Origin of the sequence: Streptomyces sp. NPDC093261 (assembly GCF_044753645.1) — a bacterium.
Taxonomy (GTDB): Bacteria; Actinomycetota; Actinomycetes; order Streptomycetales; family Streptomycetaceae; genus Streptomyces.
Genome location: NZ_JBIVNO010000017.1, coordinates 1 through 15,609, shown reverse-complemented (window position 1 = coordinate 15,609; position 15,609 = coordinate 1). Strand labels below are relative to the sequence as shown.

General features: G+C 72.0%; 11 protein-coding genes and 1 pseudogene. 3 read left to right on the top strand and 9 right to left on the bottom strand.

The window, feature by feature from the left end; translation table 11 throughout:
* Nucleotides 1-115: 115 nt before the first annotated feature.
* Nucleotides 116-4,393, bottom strand: coding sequence for a TIR domain-containing protein (locus ACIP94_RS28760; protein WP_402431793.1), 4,278 nt, complete (start codon nucleotides 4,391-4,393; stop codon nucleotides 116-118).
* Between the two features lie 548 nt (nucleotides 4,394-4,941).
* Complete coding sequence (locus ACIP94_RS28755) at nucleotides 4,942-5,901, bottom strand: ROK family protein (protein ID WP_402432191.1); 960 nt, start codon at nucleotides 5,899-5,901, stop codon at nucleotides 4,942-4,944.
* Between the two features lie 213 nt (nucleotides 5,902-6,114).
* On the opposite strand from ACIP94_RS28755, the gene ACIP94_RS28750 reads away from it, so the two are divergent.
* Complete coding sequence (locus tag ACIP94_RS28750) at nucleotides 6,115-7,209, top strand: LacI family DNA-binding transcriptional regulator (protein WP_402431790.1); 1,095 nt, start codon at nucleotides 6,115-6,117, stop codon at nucleotides 7,207-7,209.
* Nucleotides 7,210-7,342: 133 nt separating this feature from the next.
* Here the strand turns inward: ACIP94_RS28750 and ACIP94_RS28745 are convergent, their stop codons facing one another.
* Nucleotides 7,343-8,647: a DUF6986 family protein gene (locus ACIP94_RS28745; protein WP_402431787.1), complete on the bottom strand. Its 1,305-nt coding sequence runs from the start codon at nucleotides 8,645-8,647 to the stop codon at nucleotides 7,343-7,345.
* Between the two features lie 218 nt (nucleotides 8,648-8,865).
* Here ACIP94_RS28745 and ACIP94_RS28740 point away from each other — a divergent pair, with 218 nt between their 5' ends.
* On the top strand, nucleotides 8,866-9,771 hold the full coding sequence (locus tag ACIP94_RS28740) for an endonuclease/exonuclease/phosphatase family protein (RefSeq protein WP_402431785.1): 906 nt from the start codon (nucleotides 8,866-8,868) through the stop codon (nucleotides 9,769-9,771).
* 54 nt (nucleotides 9,772-9,825) lie between these two features.
* Here the strand turns inward: ACIP94_RS28740 and ACIP94_RS28735 are convergent, their stop codons facing one another.
* The 4 genes and pseudogenes from ACIP94_RS28735 to ACIP94_RS28720 form a co-directional block, all read right to left on the bottom strand.
* Nucleotides 9,826-10,788 (bottom strand): electron transfer flavoprotein subunit alpha/FixB family protein, encoded by a 963-nt coding sequence (locus ACIP94_RS28735; RefSeq protein WP_402431782.1) that lies wholly within the window; start codon nucleotides 10,786-10,788, stop codon nucleotides 9,826-9,828.
* A 57-nt stretch (nucleotides 10,789-10,845) separates the two neighbouring features.
* The gene (locus ACIP94_RS28730) at nucleotides 10,846-11,631 is read right to left on the bottom strand and encodes an electron transfer flavoprotein subunit beta/FixA family protein (protein ID WP_402431779.1); all 786 of its coding nucleotides are present in this window, start codon (nucleotides 11,629-11,631) and stop codon (nucleotides 10,846-10,848) included.
* A gap of 194 nt (nucleotides 11,632-11,825) precedes the next feature.
* Nucleotides 11,826-12,335 (bottom strand): flavin reductase family protein, encoded by a 510-nt coding sequence (locus ACIP94_RS28725; protein WP_402431776.1) that lies wholly within the window; start codon nucleotides 12,333-12,335, stop codon nucleotides 11,826-11,828.
* Between the two features lie 255 nt (nucleotides 12,336-12,590).
* Nucleotides 12,591-13,000 (bottom strand): annotated as a pseudogene (locus tag ACIP94_RS28720) (TlpA family protein disulfide reductase).
* A gap of 328 nt (nucleotides 13,001-13,328) precedes the next feature.
* Between ACIP94_RS28720 and ACIP94_RS28715 the strand changes: the two are divergent.
* A complete protein-coding gene (locus ACIP94_RS28715) occupies nucleotides 13,329-14,057 on the top strand; it encodes a lysophospholipid acyltransferase family protein (RefSeq protein ID WP_402431773.1) in 729 nt (242 codons plus the stop codon).
* A 7-nt stretch (nucleotides 14,058-14,064) separates the two neighbouring features.
* Here the strand turns inward: ACIP94_RS28715 and ACIP94_RS28710 are convergent, their stop codons facing one another.
* The gene (locus tag ACIP94_RS28710) at nucleotides 14,065-14,757 is read right to left on the bottom strand and encodes a B3/4 domain-containing protein (RefSeq protein ID WP_402431770.1); all 693 of its coding nucleotides are present in this window, start codon (nucleotides 14,755-14,757) and stop codon (nucleotides 14,065-14,067) included.
* An 8-nt stretch (nucleotides 14,758-14,765) separates the two neighbouring features.
* The gene (locus tag ACIP94_RS28705) at nucleotides 14,766-15,359 is read right to left on the bottom strand and encodes a transglutaminase family protein (protein ID WP_402431767.1); all 594 of its coding nucleotides are present in this window, start codon (nucleotides 15,357-15,359) and stop codon (nucleotides 14,766-14,768) included.
* Nucleotides 15,360-15,609: the final 250 nt, after the last annotated feature.

The following is a 15,609-nucleotide window of genomic DNA, read 5'->3' as shown; positions in this document are numbered from 1 at the left end:
TGCCGCCACCGGCCTCGGGTCACGGCCCCCGCTCGCCCTTCTCCGGTGGCATGGCACGGGCGTGGAGCGCCGGCCGGCCCTCGTGTCCGTCGTATGGCCCGTGCGCCGGGGCCGGTCAGTACAGCGGGGCCATCTCCCGCAGTTCCGGCCAGCCGCCCAAGGTGCCCTCCGTCCTACCATGGAGGTAGTTGCTGCCCCTCATGCTCTCCCGCAGCGAGGCCGGCGTGGCCTCCTCGCGGAACAGCGCGTCCAGCCAGGCCGGTTTGGGCTTGAGCTGGGCCGCGGCCGACACCACGGGGGCGCAGAACGCCGGTTCGCACAGCATGCGCCGTATCCAGCGCTCCTGGTCGACCGGCGCCAGGCGGGTGCACAGGTCCCCCAGGAAGACCGCCCAGGGCCGGGCGATGTCGCGCTTCCACTTCACGTTCTCGGGCTGGACCCGGTGCATCGCCTCCACGATCGTCGCCGTCAGACGGGCCGCCTCCACGGGGTCCTGGGAGACGAGCCGCTCCATGAGGAAGCCCAGAGACCTGAAGATCTCGCTCACCGTCCCGCTGCCGAGATTCGAGCGCACGTCGTAGCCGGCGCGCTCGGCCAGGCAGAGCGCGAAGGCGACGATGCCGTCGGCGCGGTGCAGCGCTCCGAGATGGGCGTGCGCCTGGGTCAGCAGCATGCGGACCTTCGACTCATGGCTGATCACCTGCTCGGTGGCCCGGCACGGCGGCTCGGCCCGTGCCGCCCGGCCGGCCTTGAGCAGCGGCCTGAGGGCGCGCAGCAGCACCGTGGGAGCCTTCGCGTCCCACACCCGGGCCGGGACGGTCACCGTCGCGAGTTCCAGGAGGGCGTTGCGCAGGTCCTGCGCCGCCGCCGCTTCCCAGGCCCCCACGATCTCGTCGATCGTCGGGTAGTCGTCGAAGCCGAGTTCGAGGTGGACCTTCCAGAGAATGAAGCCGTGCCGGCGGATGTCCGGTCTGCGGTCGGCGACGAGCCGTTGCCGGTACTCGACCAGCGCCTGACGGTGCGGGGACGGGAGCCATGCCCGGACCGGCGCGGCGTCGTGCGCGTCGGATCGCTCGGCCTTGGCCATGTCACCCAGCGTCTGGTGGAGCACGTCCGGCCTCGCCGCGGTCCGCGCGTAGACGATCAGATGGTCGACGAGTCCGGGGTGGCGGGGCACGGCGTACTGGAGCCGGCCAACGATGTTCTCCAGTGCGGCGCGCCCTTGCCTTGTGCCCCGCAGCTTGTCCTGGACCTCCCGGTCGCCGACGAGGGCGGTGAGGGCCGTTCGGGCCTCGGCATGTCCGGCGGTGGCGGCGGAGATCAGGAAGGAGCTCAGGCCGCTGTTGCTCAGCCACAGCGACCGGTCCGGGTCGGCCGGACCGGGCCGCGCCTCGGGCAGCACCGCGAGCAGGATCTCGGCCGGCAGCCGCGCCTCCTGGAGGGCGTTGCGCCACAGCCATTTCTCGTCCTTGCCGCCCAGCGGCGAGTTCTCCTCGCACGGCAGGTCCCGCAGTGCCCGCACGCAGCGTCGGCGTGCCTCGGCGGTGAGGGGATTGCCGGCCTCCGGCGCGGTGTCCGTGTCGTCGGCGGTGGAGCGCGGGTCGTGCCCGAAGCGCCCCGCCCGTCCGATGAGCGACTCCGTCAGGACGCCATAGCACACGGCCAGTTGGTGCGCCGGGTCCCGCGTGGACAGGACCGTGTCCAGGTAGCCGGCGGGATCGACGGCGAGTCCGCCGAGTACGGCGGCCGTGTACATGCGCAGCGTCGTCCGCAGGGCCAGGACGTTCGTGCGGCGCTCCTGCCCGTCGGCCGCCGCCCGGCCCTTGCCGAGCCCCAGCCGTCTGCGCAGTTCCGGGAGGACCTCCTCGGCCCTCGGCGCACTGGTGAGGAAGAGGCCGCCGAATGCCCTCTCAAAGGGCACGGTGTCCTGTTTGTCCGGCCGAAGGTCCCCCAGCTCCTCCATGAAGGTCTTGATGGACTTCCGGACGAGCCGTGGGGGAAGGGCCCAGCGGGCCATGCGCACCAGCAGGTCGGTCAACAGGGCGAGTCTTCCGGTGCCCACGGCCACCCGCCAGAACTCGGCGGCGAGATCGACGACGCGCTCCTGGTTGGCCACCACCACGGCGTCGAGGAGCCGGAAGGCCAGTCTTTCGTTGTGATGCAGTTCGTTGGCGGGCAGGGAACGCAGCCACTCGAAACAGCCGTGGTCCCGGGTGAACGCCTCGACGGCCACGGCGTCCTGGGTCCCAAGCCGCACCAGCGCCTCGATGACGCCCTTGCGGACCCGCTTTCCGTCCCGCTCCCGCGCCCACAGCAGCGCCAGGTCGTCCAGCGGCCGGCGCAGGTCCCCATGGGTCACGGACGGCAGCAGCCGCAGGAAGCGGTCGATCAGGGGGGTGTCGGCGCGCTTCAGTGCGCCCGGCGCTTTCTCACGCACCAGCGGGCCGGGCTCTTTGAACTTGGCGTAGACCCGCAGTCCCATGCCCAGCAGAGCGGGGTCGTCGGAGGCGAGCCAGTCGGACAGTGCCGCGTCGGCCCGGTCCTTGGAGAAGGTCTCGCCGCCCGCTTCGGGCAGCCGTCCGGCCATCAGCAGGACCTCACCCGCCACCTCGCCGAAGTAGAGGTCCGCCGGGTCGCGGGCGACTCTCCTCATCAGGTCGTCGACCGCGGAACTGCCGCAGGCGAGCACGCCCCGCGCCGCCGCGTGCTCGAAGAACGTCTGATGGAAGAACCAGAGGTACCCGGTCTGCTCCCGGATCGAGAGCACGCCCCGTGAGCGCAGCGCCTCCAGGGCAGCCGGCACCTCGGGGCGGTCCTGCGCGGCCGGGCCTCGGGTGCGGGCCAGCTGGGCCCCGATCCCGTCCTCCAGCACGGCCCGCCGGGCATCGAGCCGGCTCGAGGCGAGGATCAGGCGCGCGGCAGCCCTGGCGTGTGCGGACAGATCGGCCGCGGGGAGGGCCGTCGACGTCCGCCAGGCCCGCTGATCGCTCACCACCCGGCGCTTCCAGAACCGGTCGTACAGATGAGGCGTGTCCACGTCCTCCTCGGGCATCTCGGGCGCGTACAGCTCGAACAGGAGGCGCAGCGCGAAGGGGTTGGCGCACACCTCCCGGAGCGCGCGGCCCATCGAGGCGGCGTTCGTGACCCGGTCGACGACCTCTTCGGTCGGCCGCGCGCCGGCCAGTCCGTCGTAGAAACCGCGGGCGTAGCTGCGGACCGCCTCGGGCCACTCGTCGGCGTCGTAGGACGCGAGGACCCGGGTCCAGACGTCCACTCCCGCTCCTGCCGCGGCCGTGGTCAGACGCTGGGCCTCCACCGGGCGGCAGGTCAGGAGCGTGGGCAGGCGCAGGCGGTCGGCGGCGCGCACCACGTCGACGACGAGGGCGCAGGCGTCGTCACTGTGCATGAGCAGGTCGACGGTGTCGACCAGGAGAGGCGTCGTGGGTTCCCGCCGGGCCGCCTGCTCGATGGCGCGCAGGACCACCTCGGGCGCGAGAACGCCCCTGCGCCGGGCGGAGCCGCCCCGCCCCGCCTCGTAGAGGCCGGACAGCAGGCTGCTGGCCCGGACGAACAACGGACGCCGTCCCTGCTCCGCGAAGCGCCGGTGAAGGCTCCAGACGAGGCTCGTCTTGCCGTAGCCGGCCTCACCCACCACCGCTGTGCACCCCGGGCCCTCCAGGGCCGCGATGACGTCCTTCTCGATGGTGCGCTGTACATACAGCCCGTGGGAGAGCAGCAGGTCGTGGCCCAGGGGATGCACGCCGACGATCTCGGCCTCGGCGGCGGCGGCCTGCGAGCTGTGCCATAACTCGGCCAACTCCGGTGGATCCCCGCCCTGTCGAGCGCACGCCGAGGTGTCACGCGGCGGCAGCACCGGCGGCGGTCCCAGCTCGGGCTCGACCTCCCACGGCCGTTGGTGCAGATAGCGCAGCAGCTCCTCGGCGCCCCCGGGGGCAAGGGGATCGACCAGGAAGGGCGGTACGGCCGTGGGCAGGAGGTATGCGGGCAGAGAGTCCGGGGAGGCTCCCGGCAGCACGACGGTGAGGACGCGGCGGTACCAGGTCCGGGGGTGCCGGTACACATACTCCCCGAGGAGTCCCGTCTCCCAGGCGACCCCTCGTCCGACCCCCGGGGCCTCGCCGCCCTCGGCCCGCTGTTTGTAGGCGGGTGAGGCGATCACCAGGACGAAGTCCGCCTTCTGAACCTCCTCCAGCATCCAACTGGGCCAGTTCTGACGCCGCCCGGCCGCGACGCGGTCCAACTTCGCGTCCACGTGGTTGGCCCGCAGCAGGAGGTACAGCTCCCACACCTGGTCGGCGTGGGCCCCGCCGTCGTCCTCGTGCGCGTAGGAGATGAACACCCTTGGCGCGTCGGATGGTTCGGTACGCGTCATGGCCAGGCACCTTACCGCTGAAACCGCTGAAGCCCATCGTCGCGTGCGCCACCATGCGGCGGGTTCCGGCGCCGTCGTACAGGGCCGCGCTCCGCAGCACTTGGCGGGGCCGGCGGCCCCGGTCCTGAGTGCGGCTGTGACCACGTCTGCCCCGTCGGCCTGGCCTCACTGGCGCTGCGTGCGACGTGGCGGGCGTCGCATGAGAGGGCGGTGCTTCCACACGAGTGCCGGGGCTCCTGCGCGTTTTCGGCCGGCGTAGGAGATGACGGGCCCGTCCAAGGGAGCGGCCCGCCGCGCGCCTCATGGAACCCCAGCCCGGGGGCCGTCCGCCCGCGAAGAAGCGGACCACCGCCCGACAGAGCGGCCCGTCATGCGCGATGCGGACTACTTGCCGAGAAGCCGCCTGCCGAATCTGCGGACTCCTGGCCGAGGACGCCGCAGACCATAAGAAGAAGCGGCGTCCGCCCGAGGACGCGGGCCGTCGACGCCTGGCCCGCGCCCGCCGCTGGGGTGCACGGCCCGGCCCGGTCCCTCCCCGTGGCTTCCCGTCAGGTCGCGACGCCCGCCGTAGGCATGCTGTCCCGGCCCCCCAGGGCCGCCGCGGCCGCGCCCACGAGTCCCGCGTCGGTGCCCATCAACGCGGGAGTGACCGTCAGGCCCTGGACGAAGGACAGGGTGGCGTAGTCGGAAAGGGCTCTGCGCAGGGGCGTGAAGAGAACCTCGCCCGCCTTGCCCACTCCCCCGCCGATGACCGCGATGTCGATCTCCACCAGCGTGGCGGTCGCGGCGATTCCCGCGGCCAGCGCCTGCGCGGCCCGCTCGAAGGAGGCCACGGCCACCGGGTCGCCCTGACGGGCGGCGGCGGCCACCGCGGCGGCCGAGGTGTCGCCGTCCGGGCCCGGCCGCCAGCCGTGGTCCAGCGCGCGGCGCGCGATGTTGGGTCCGCTCGCGATGCGTTCCACGCAGCCGCGCGAACCGCAGGGGCAGGGGTCGCCGTCCAGGTCGACGCTGATGTGCCCGATGTGGCCCGCGTTGCCGGTCGGGCCCGGGTGCAGCCGCCCGCCCAGGACGAGACCGCCACCGACGCCCGTGGACACGACCATGCAGAGCGCGTTGTCATGACCGCGCGCGGCACCCTGCCAGTGCTCGGCGGCCGTGATCGCCACGCCGTCGCCGATCAACCGGACGGGCAGGCCGCCCGTCGCCGCACGGACCCGCTCGACGAGCGGATAGCCCCGCCAGCCCGGTACGTTGACCGGGCTCACCGTCCCCGCGGAGGCGTCCACGGGGCCCGCGCTGCCGATCCCGACGGCACGCGCCCTGCACCAGAGCGGGGAGAGCGCCAACTCCGCGATGACGTCCGCCACGGCGCCCATCACGGTGTCGCCGTCCTCCAGCGCGGGGGTCGCGCGCTGCGCGCGCAGCAGGATCCGGCCGTGGCTGTCCACCAGTGCCCCGGCGATCTTGGTGCCGCCGATGTCGAGCGCGGCCACGAGGTCGTTGTGCATCAGTGTCGGATCTCCCAAGGCTTGAGTCGTACCGGAGTCGTGCCGGACCGGACGCGCCCCGGCGGTCACCGCGGGGTCCGGGCCTCCGGCCGGGTACGGGCAGGAGGCGCCTGTGGGGGAAGGCGCAGGCCGGAGATTACGGTGGACAGTGTCCCCCGCATCTGACAACGTTGTCCAGGCTCTATGCTCGACGCCACATCCTCATACAACCCCATGGACCGCCGCACCCCCGTGGACGACAGGACAGGACAGCGCATCGTGCCCGAGACCGCACGCCGAGGAGACCGCGCCTCCGGAAACCGCTACGGCAATCGTCCGACGATGAAGGACGTCGCGGCACGAGCCGGAGTGGGCCTGAAGACGGTCTCGCGTGTCGTCAACGGCGAGCCCGGAGTCACCCCGGACACCGAGCGCCGGGTCCAGGAGGCCATCGAGGCCCTGGGTTTCCGTCGCAACGACAGCGCGCGGGTCCTGCGCAAGGGGCGCACCGCGAGCATCGGCCTGGTCCTGGAGGATCTCGCGGACCCGTTCTACGGACCGCTCAGCCGCGCGGTCGAGGAGGTCGCCCGCGCCCACGGTGCCCTGCTGATCAACGGGTCGAGCGCGGAGGACCCGGAGCGCGAGCAGGAGTTGGTGCTGGCGCTGTGCGCGCGCCGGGTGGACGGGCTGGTGGTCATCCCGGCCGGGGACGACCACCGCTATCTGGAGCCCGAGCTCAGGGCGGGCGTCGCCACGGTGTTCGTGGACCGCCCGGCCGGCAGGATCGACGCGGATGTGGTGCTGTCCGACAGCTTCGGCGGCGCCCGGGCCGGGGTGGCCCATCTCATCGCGCACGGCCACCGGCGGATCGGCTTCATCGGCGACATGCCCCGCATCCACACCGCGGCGGAGCGGTTGCGCGGCTACCGGGCCGCCATGGAGGACGCGGGGATACCCGTCGAGCCCTCCTGGATGTCCCTCGGCGTCACCGGCCCCGAGCGGGTGCGGCGGGCCGCCGAGGAGATGCTCTCCGGTCCCGTGCCCGTCACCGCGATCTTCGCCGGCAACAACCGGGTGACGGTCACCGTCGTGCGCGTCCTGGCCGAGCACGACCGTCCGGTCGCCCTCGTCGGCTTCGACGACTTCGAGCTGGCCGATCTCCTCAAGCCCGGCGTCACGGTCGTCGCCCAGGACGCCGCCGCCCTCGGGCGCACGGCCGCCGAGCGGCTCTTCCGCCAGCTCGACGGCTCGCTCGTCACTCCGGAGCGCATCGAACTCCCGACCCGTCTGATCACCCGCGGCTCGGGCGAACTGCCGCCCGCGGACTGACGGGCGGCGCACGCGGGCGACGGGCATCGTGCCGTCGCCCGCGCGGAGGGACCGGTCCTGCGAGAGCGGGCGCGCCGGGGCAGGCCGGCCGGGCCGGGCCGACGCCGTCGCGGGCTCCCGCCCCGGCGCGCGCCTACTGTGGCGAAGCCGTCAGGTCGCCGCGTCGCGGCCTCGCGAAGCCCTCCAGGTCCGCCCGGGTCAGGCCGGTCGCCCGGGCGACCTCGGCCACGTCGAGCGCGCCGCAGTCCAGCCCGCGCAGCAGATAGCCGCTCAGCGCCTTCGCGGTCGCCGGCTCGTCCATGACATCGCCGCCGGTCCGGCCCGCGTACCGGACCAGGCGCGCCGCGGCCTGCTCGAAGCCCTCGCGGTAGAAGGCGAAGACCGCCGCGTACCGGGTGGGAAGGTGACCGGGATGCATGTCCCAGCCCTGGTAGTAGGCGCGGGCCAGGGCCCGCCGGGTGAGGCCGTGGTGCAGCCGCCACGCCTCGTGGACCTTCTCGGTCGGGCCGACCGGCAGGACGTTGGTGGAGCCGTCGCAGACGCGTACGCCGGTGCCGGCGGCCGCGACCTGCATGACGGCCTTGGCATGGTCGGCGGCCGGGTGGTCGCTGGACTGGTACGCGGCGGACACCCCGAGGCAGGCGCTGTAGTCGAAGGTGCCGTAGTGCAGTCCGGTGGCCCGTCCCCCGGCGGCCTGGATCATGCGTGCCACGGTCGCCGTGCCGTCGGCGGCGAGAATGGCCTGGCTGGTCTCGATCTGGATCTCGAACCCGATCCGGCCCGGCTCCAGCCCGTGCGCCTTCTCGAACTCCTCCAGCAGCCGCACCATCGCGGTGACCTGCTCGGGGTAGGTGACCTTGGGCAGGGTGAGGACGAGGCCCCGCGGCAGCCCGCCGGCCTCCATCAGGCCGGTCAGGAAGATGTCGAGCGTGCGGATGCCGCGGTCACGTACCGGCGCCTCCATGCACTTCATGCGAATGCCCATGTACGGGGCCGCCGTGCCGTCGTGGCAGGCCCGCGCGATCAGTCGCGCGGCGCGGGCGGCCGCCTGGTCCTCCTCGGCGTCCGGCCGCGGTCCGTAGCCGTCCTCGAAGTCGACGCGCAGGTCTTCGACCGGTTCGCGCTCCAGCTTCGCGCGGACGCGGTCGTGGACGGATTCGGCGAGGTGGTCCGGGAGGCCGAGCACGGCGGCCAAGGACGCGGCGTCCGGGGCGTGTTCGTCGAGGGCGGCCAGGGCCGCGTCGCCCCAGGAGCGGATGGTGTCGGCGGCGAAGGCGTCCCCCGGGACGTAGACCGTGTGGACGGGCTGGCGCGTGCCGGGGTCACCGGGGTAGCGGCGCTCCAACTCGGCGTCGACCGGGGCGAGGGAGGCGCCGATCTCCTCGCTGACGGCACCCGCGAGGGTCGTCGAGACCCGCTCCTGCCGGCCGTGGCCCATCCCGCACCCTCCCACTTTCCGCTGCACGGAATCAACAATCCGTAGAGCGAAGCTATCCGTGGCTGTCGTCGTGGGTCAACACCTTCCGGACGCGTGAGGCGCTCCTTCCTTCAGGGCGGGACACTCCCGCGCTCGCGCTGTTCACGCCCAACTCATCCGGCTCTGTCACACTACGGGGCGCAGGGCTCGTCCGGCACCCGCCCCAGAAGGAGCCTCCCGTGCCCCCTCTCAGCAGCGTCACGCGCCGCCTGGGCCTCAAGACCGCCGTGGCGGCAGCGGTCGTCGTGCCCGTCTCCGGTGCGGCACTGTCACCGCAGCGCGCCTCGGCCCCGGGCCCTCGCGAGCGCCATCTGGAGGTCATGTCGTTCAATCTGCGGTACGCGAGCGGCACAGGACCCCACCGCTGGGCGGTCCGCCGCCCGGCGATGCGCGCACTGCTGGGCCGCGAACGGCCGCATGTCATCGGCACGCAGGAAGGTCTGTACGCCCAGGTGCGCGACATCGCGGCCGACCTCGGGGCGGAGTACGCCTGGCTCGGCACGGGCCGCGCGGGCGGCAGCCGCGACGAGTTCGTGGCCGTCTTCTACGACACGCGCCGGCTGACCCCGGTGCAGTACGACCACTTCTGGCTCTCCGACACCCCCGATGTGATCGGCTCGAACACCTGGGGCGGTGCCTGCATCCGCATGGTCACGTGGGTCAGCTTCCGCGACGCGCAGGCCCCCGGGCGGGAGTTCTATGTTCTCAACACCCACCTGGACAACAAGAGTCAGCACGCACGCGCGCGTGCCGCGTCCCTCATCGCCGACCGCATCGCCGGACTGGACCGTTTTCTGCCGCTCGTGGTGACGGGCGACTTCAACGCACCCGCCCACAAGAACCCCGCCTACGACACCCTGCTCGGCGCCGGTCTCGTGGACACCTGGGACACGGCGGCCGAGCGCACCGCGCCGTACGGCACGTTCCACGGCTACCGTCCGCCGACGGCGTACGGCGATCGCATCGACTGGATCCTGGCGACGCCCGGCGTGACCGCGCACTGGGCCTGCGTCAACACCTTCGCCCCCGATGGGCGGTTCCCGAGCGACCATCTGCCGGTGCAGGCGTCCCTGACCCTGGGATGAGCGAGGCCCCCGGGACCGCAACGCGGTCCCGGGGGCCTCGTACCCCGAGGTGACTCAGCCCTTACGGGTCTTGATCTCCTCGGTCAGCTGCGGGACGACCTCGAACAGGTCGCCGACCACGCCGTAGTCGACCAGGTCGAAGATCGGGGCCTCGGCGTCCTTGTTGATCGCCACGATCGTCTTCGAGGTCTGCATACCGGCGCGGTGCTGGATCGCACCGGAGATCCCGGAGGCGATGTACAGCTGCGGCGACACGCTCTTGCCGGTCTGGCCGACCTGGTTGGTGTGCGGGTACCAGCCGGCGTCGACGGCGGCACGCGAGGCACCGACGGCCGCGCCGAGGGAGTCGGCGAGCGCCTCGATGATCGCGAAGTTCTCCGCGCCGTTGACACCACGGCCACCGGAGACCACGATCGCGGCCTCGGTCAGCTCGGGGCGGCCCGTCGACTCACGCGGCGTACGGCCGGTGACCTTGGTGCCGGTCGCCTTGTCGGAGAACGTCACCGCCAGCTCCTCGACGCTGCCGGCGGCCGGGGCGGCCTCCACGGCGGCCGAGTTCGGCTTGACCGTGATGACCGGGGTGCCCTTGGAGACACGGGACTTGGTGGTGAAGGAGGCGGCGAACACCGACTGGGTCGCCACCGGGCCCTCGTCGCCGGCCTCCAGGTCGACGGCGTCGGTGATGATGCCGGAGCCGATGCGCAGCGCGAGACGGGCGGCGATCTCCTTGCCCTCCGCGGAGGACGGGACCAGGACGGCGGCCGGAGACACCTGCTCGTAGGCGGCCTGCAGCGCGTCCACCTTCGGCACGACCAGGTAGTCGGCGTACTCGGACGCGTCGTGGGTGAGCACCTTCACCGCGCCGTGCTCGGCGAGCGCGGCGGCCGTGTCGGCGGCACCGTTGCCGAGGGCGACGGCGACCGGCTCGCCGATGCGCCGGGCCAGCGTCAGCAGCTCCAGGGTGGGCTTGCGGACGGCACCGTCCACGTGGTCGACGTAGACGAGAACTTCAGCCATGGGAATGGATCTCCTTGCGGATTGCGAAGTCTTCAGGGGCGGTCAGGCTGAGGAGCCTTAGATGAACTTCTGGCTCGCGAGGAACTCAGCGAGCTGCTTGCCGCCCTCGCCCTCGTCCTTGACGATGGTGCCCGCGGTGCGCGCCGGGCGCTCCGCAACGGCCTCGACCGCGGTCCAGGCGTTCTCGAGGCCCACTTCGTCGGCCTCGATGTCCAGGTCGGAGAGGTCCCAGGACTGAACCGGCTTCTTCTTGGCCGCCATGATGCCCTTGAAGGACGGGTAACGAGCCTCGCCCGACTGGTCGGTGACCGACACGACGGCCGGCAGGGACGCCTCCAGCTGCTCCGAGGCGGCGTCGCCGTCACGGCGGCCCTTCACGGTGCCGTCCTCGACGGACACCTGGGACAGCAGCGTCACCTGCGGCACGCCCAGGCGCTCGGCCAGCAGCGCCGGCACGACACCCATGGTGCCGTCGGTGGAGGCCATGCCGGAGATGACCAGGTCGTAGCCGGCCTTCTCGATGGCCTTGGCCAGCACCAGCGAGGTGCCGATGGCGTCGGTGCCGTGCAGGTCGTCGTCCTCGACGTGGATCGCCTTGTCGGCGCCCATCGACAGGGCCTTGCGCAGCGCGTCCTTGGCGTCCTCCGGGCCCACGGTCAGCACGGTGACCTCGGCGTCGTCGGCGTCCTCCGCGATCTGCAGCGCCTGCTCGACGGCGTACTCGTCCAGCTCGGAGAGCAGACCGTCCACGTCGTCCCGGTCGACGGTCAGGTCATCGGCGAAGTGCCGGTCGCCAGTGGCGTCGGGCACGTACTTCACAGTGACAACGATCCTCAAGCTCACGCCGGCTCTCCTACTGCATCGTCATTTCTGGGCTGCCTTCTTGCAGGCAGCATAGGCGCCTGAAGCGGCCGATCCCGGTCGGGGCGACCCCGCGCTCCGAACGAAATATTACTCGCCAGTACACCCACTACCTGCCCGCTAAGCAAGCGCTTTGAACTGTGACCTTGGCAACGCTGTGTAACCGGCCAGTAGGTTCAGTCACGCAGTCCGTTGAAGCGTCCCTGGTGGTAGAGCAGCGGGCGGCCGGCGCCGGACGGGTCGCCGTGGACGACCTCGGCGAGCACCAGGCGGTGGTCGCCGGCGGGCACCCGTGCCACCACCCGGCACACGAGCCAGGCGAGCACGCCGTCCAGGACGGGAACCCCGTGGGGGCCCTCGCGCCAGCGGGTGGGCGCACCGAAGCGGTCGGCGCCGCTGCGGGCGAAGGTGCCGGCCAGGGCCTCCTGGTGCTCGCCGAGTATGTGCACGCCGACATGGCCGGCCCGGGAGACGGCGGGCCAGCTGGAGGCGCCGACGCCGATGCCGAACGAGACGAGAGGCGGCTCGGCGGAGACGGACGTGAGGGAGGTGGCGGTGAAGCCCACCGGACCGCCGTCCCCCCGGGCGGTGATCACGGCGACCCCCGCCGCGTGCCGGCGGAAGACGGCACGCAGGAGGTCCGGGGAAGCGAGCCGAGCGGCGCCGAGGCCGGGCGTTGCCGTCATGGAGCGTCCTTCTGGGAGGGGGCGTGGGGCAGAAACCGTGGCTGGTCAGCAGGCCGGACAGCGGGCACTTGCGGTGCGGGCCAGATCCACGTGGACACGCTCGAAAAGAAGGAGTTCCGGGGGCATACGGTCAGGCTGACGATAGGTGGTGCGCACAGTCAAGTGCGCCCCTGAATCCGCGAGATGCGTCACCGGCTGCCTCACAGTTCACCTCGCATGGTTTCAAGCGGCCGGGCCGCCCCGGCCGGAGCGGCGTCAGACGGCCTCGCCGAGGGCCGCGATCACATCCGCCTTGCGGGGCCGGCCCGCCGCCCGTCGCACGATGCGCCCGTCCGCGTCCAGCACGAGCACCGTGGGCGTCTTCAGGATGCCGAGCGCGCGGACCAGTTCGAGCCGCTGCTCGGCGTCGATCTCCACATGGGCGACCCCTGGCACCATCCCGGCGACCTCCGCGAGGACCTGGCGTGTGGCCCGGCAGGGGGCACAGAAGGCGCTGGAGAACTGGACGAGTGTCGCTCGCTCGCCGAGCCCCCGGCCCAACTCGGCCGTCCGAGCCGCGTTCCGTCGTCCAGCCCGCGCACTTCCACCCTCCCGCTCCGCCGCCACTGCGGCACTCCGTCGACGCCGCCGGGGCGAGCACGGCCCCACGTCACCCATCCGGTCATTCTCCGTTGCAGCGTTCCCGCGACCGCAAAGATTCCCGCACTCCGCTCCACCGCCCCCCGGACGACGGGTTCGGGCACCGCGTCGGGTGCGAGCCGCATCCGCCCTTAGGGCGCGCGCCGGTACACAAGGCATATGGCGGACTATGACCGTATGAAAACCCCACGATGGGTCATACGCCCGACGTGATGAGGATCTCGCCGCGCGCGGGCACCAGAACTGGCCCCGCGTCCGTTCTTGGGGCACGATCTGCGAGACGCCGTAAACCTACGGCTGCGTAACTTCCGCCGGGAGTCCCTTCCCAGGCAGAGAGAAGGGTCCGCCCCGTCCATGGCTGAGCTCGTCTACCGTCCCGTCATCGGTCTCGCCCTCACGATGTTCAAGGCATGGGACCTGAAGATCGACTGCAAGGGGTCGGAGAACATCCCCAGCTCGGGCGGCGCGGTGCTGGTGAGCAATCACATCAGCTATCTGGACTTCATCTTCAACGGCCTGGCGGCCCTGCCGCAGAAGCGCCTGGTCCGCTTCATGGCCAAGGAGTCCGTCTTCCGGCACAGGATCTCCGGCCCGCTGATGCGCGCCATGAAGCACATCCCGGTGGACCGCAGGGAGGGCGAGGCCGCCTATGCGCACGCGCTGGACTCGCTGCGGTCGGGCGAGGTCGTCGGCGTCTTCCCCGAGGCCACGATCTCCCAGTCGTTCACCCTGAAGAGCTTCAAGTCGGGTGCGGTGCGGCTGGCCCAGGAAGCGGGCGTCCCGCTGGTCCCGATGGCCCTCTGGGGCACCCAGCGGCTGTGGACCAAGGGTCACCCGCGCAACCTCAAGCGCAGCCACACCCCGATCACCATCCGGGTCGGCGAAGCGATCGAGGCCTCGCGGGACTCGTACGCGGGCGCGCTGACCCGTCAGCTGCGCGAGCGCGTCCAGGAGCTGCTGGACGCCGCCCAGCGCGCCTACCCCGCGCGCCCCAAGGGCCCCGAGGACGCGTGGTGGATGCCGGCCCACCTCGGCGGCACGGCCCCGACCGTCGAGGAGCTGCGCGCCGCCGAGGCGCACTGAGCGAGGGTCAGGCCGGGGCGTGCACCGTGATCCGCGCTCCGGGGCTGAACTTCTCCAGGAGTTCGGCCAGTTCGGCACCGGCTCGCTCCACGTCGGCCACCGGCATCGGCGCCAGGCTCTCCAGCAGGAAGACGGCGGAAGTCGACTCCTCGGTCAGCCGGGTGCGAGGCCCCTGGCGCCAGTTCCAGCGGCGGCACGTCACACCCGCCTCGTCGCGCCAGACGACCTCGCCCGGCTCCGGGCGCTCGACGGTCGCCTCGCCGCCCGCGACGGTCGTGAACTCCTCCTCACCCGTGGCCCTGACCAGCCACATGGCGCCCTGGATGAGAGCGAGGTCCTCGCCGCCGACCGGGATCAGATGGGCCACGCTGATCGCGTTGTAGACATCGACGAGCAGATTGATCCTGGGCAGGCCGGCGTCCGACAGGGCCCGCCGGGCGAGCGCCTCGGCCGAGTTGCGGGTGCGCGACGGCTTGGCGCCGAAGGCCGTGTACGCCGCGCGCCAGGCATCCATGTGCGGATCCTCGTGCGGTGCACGCCCGTCCAGGCGTATGGCGAGACGGCGGGCCGCCTCGTCGAGCAGCTCCGACGTGCCCTCGTTGCTGGGCCCGTTGACGAGTCCATGGGCCTCGATCGCGACGTGCGTGAAGCCGGGCGCGAGGGCGCGCACCTCGTCGGACACGGTCAGGGTGAGAGTCATCGGCTGCCTCAGAGTGCGGTGGGGAGCGTCTTCCAGAGGGCCGGCCGGTCGGGCGCGGCTTTGAGGGCGCCCAGCACGGCCGGGTGAGGTTCAGTGTACAGGTCTGGATAGTCCACCTCATTGGACTTCTCGTCGGGGATCCAGGCCAGCCGCTCACCGCCAAGGGAGAACCGGGCGTCCACCCCCGGCTTGTTCCCGCGGGGATCCTGCCGGTGCCAGGCACCGCGGAACCGCACGGCGACCAGCCCGTGCACGACATGGCCGCTGCCGTCGTCGTGCAGCAGCCGCTGGTAGCAGAGCGCCGTCGGGATGTCCTCGGCCCGCAGCAGCGCGGCCAGGGTGTGCGCCTTGGCGTGACAGATGCCGGTGCGCTCCCGGAGGACGTCGGAGGCGCGCCAGGTGACCCGCGGGTCACCGCTGTCGGCGGAGTGCGGGATGGTGTCGCGCACGAACTCATAGGCGGCTTGCGCATAGGCATACGAGTCTGCGACCCGCCCGGCCAGCCGCGCGGCCGTTTCGCGCACTACCGGATGACGGTGATCGATGGCTTCGCCTGCGGCCAAGTAGGCGGACAGGTCCGACGTGTGCTGGATCAGCTCCATGTTCTCAGAGCATAGGAATGCGACCGACCGAAGGTCAATGACCTTTCGATCGGCCGCATACTTATGCGCCGGATGAGATGGCGGCCGCGGAGGCGTGGCTCCCGGGACAGAACACCTAGTGATCTGGTCTTGAGTTCACGTTTCGCCACGTGAGGCGTCGTTCGTTTCAGATTGCAGTCTGGGCGGTGACAGCGGCCAGTCGGCTGCGGTCTGCTGGAGGTGTGGGCGACAGCAGGCTGCAGCCGCTGGT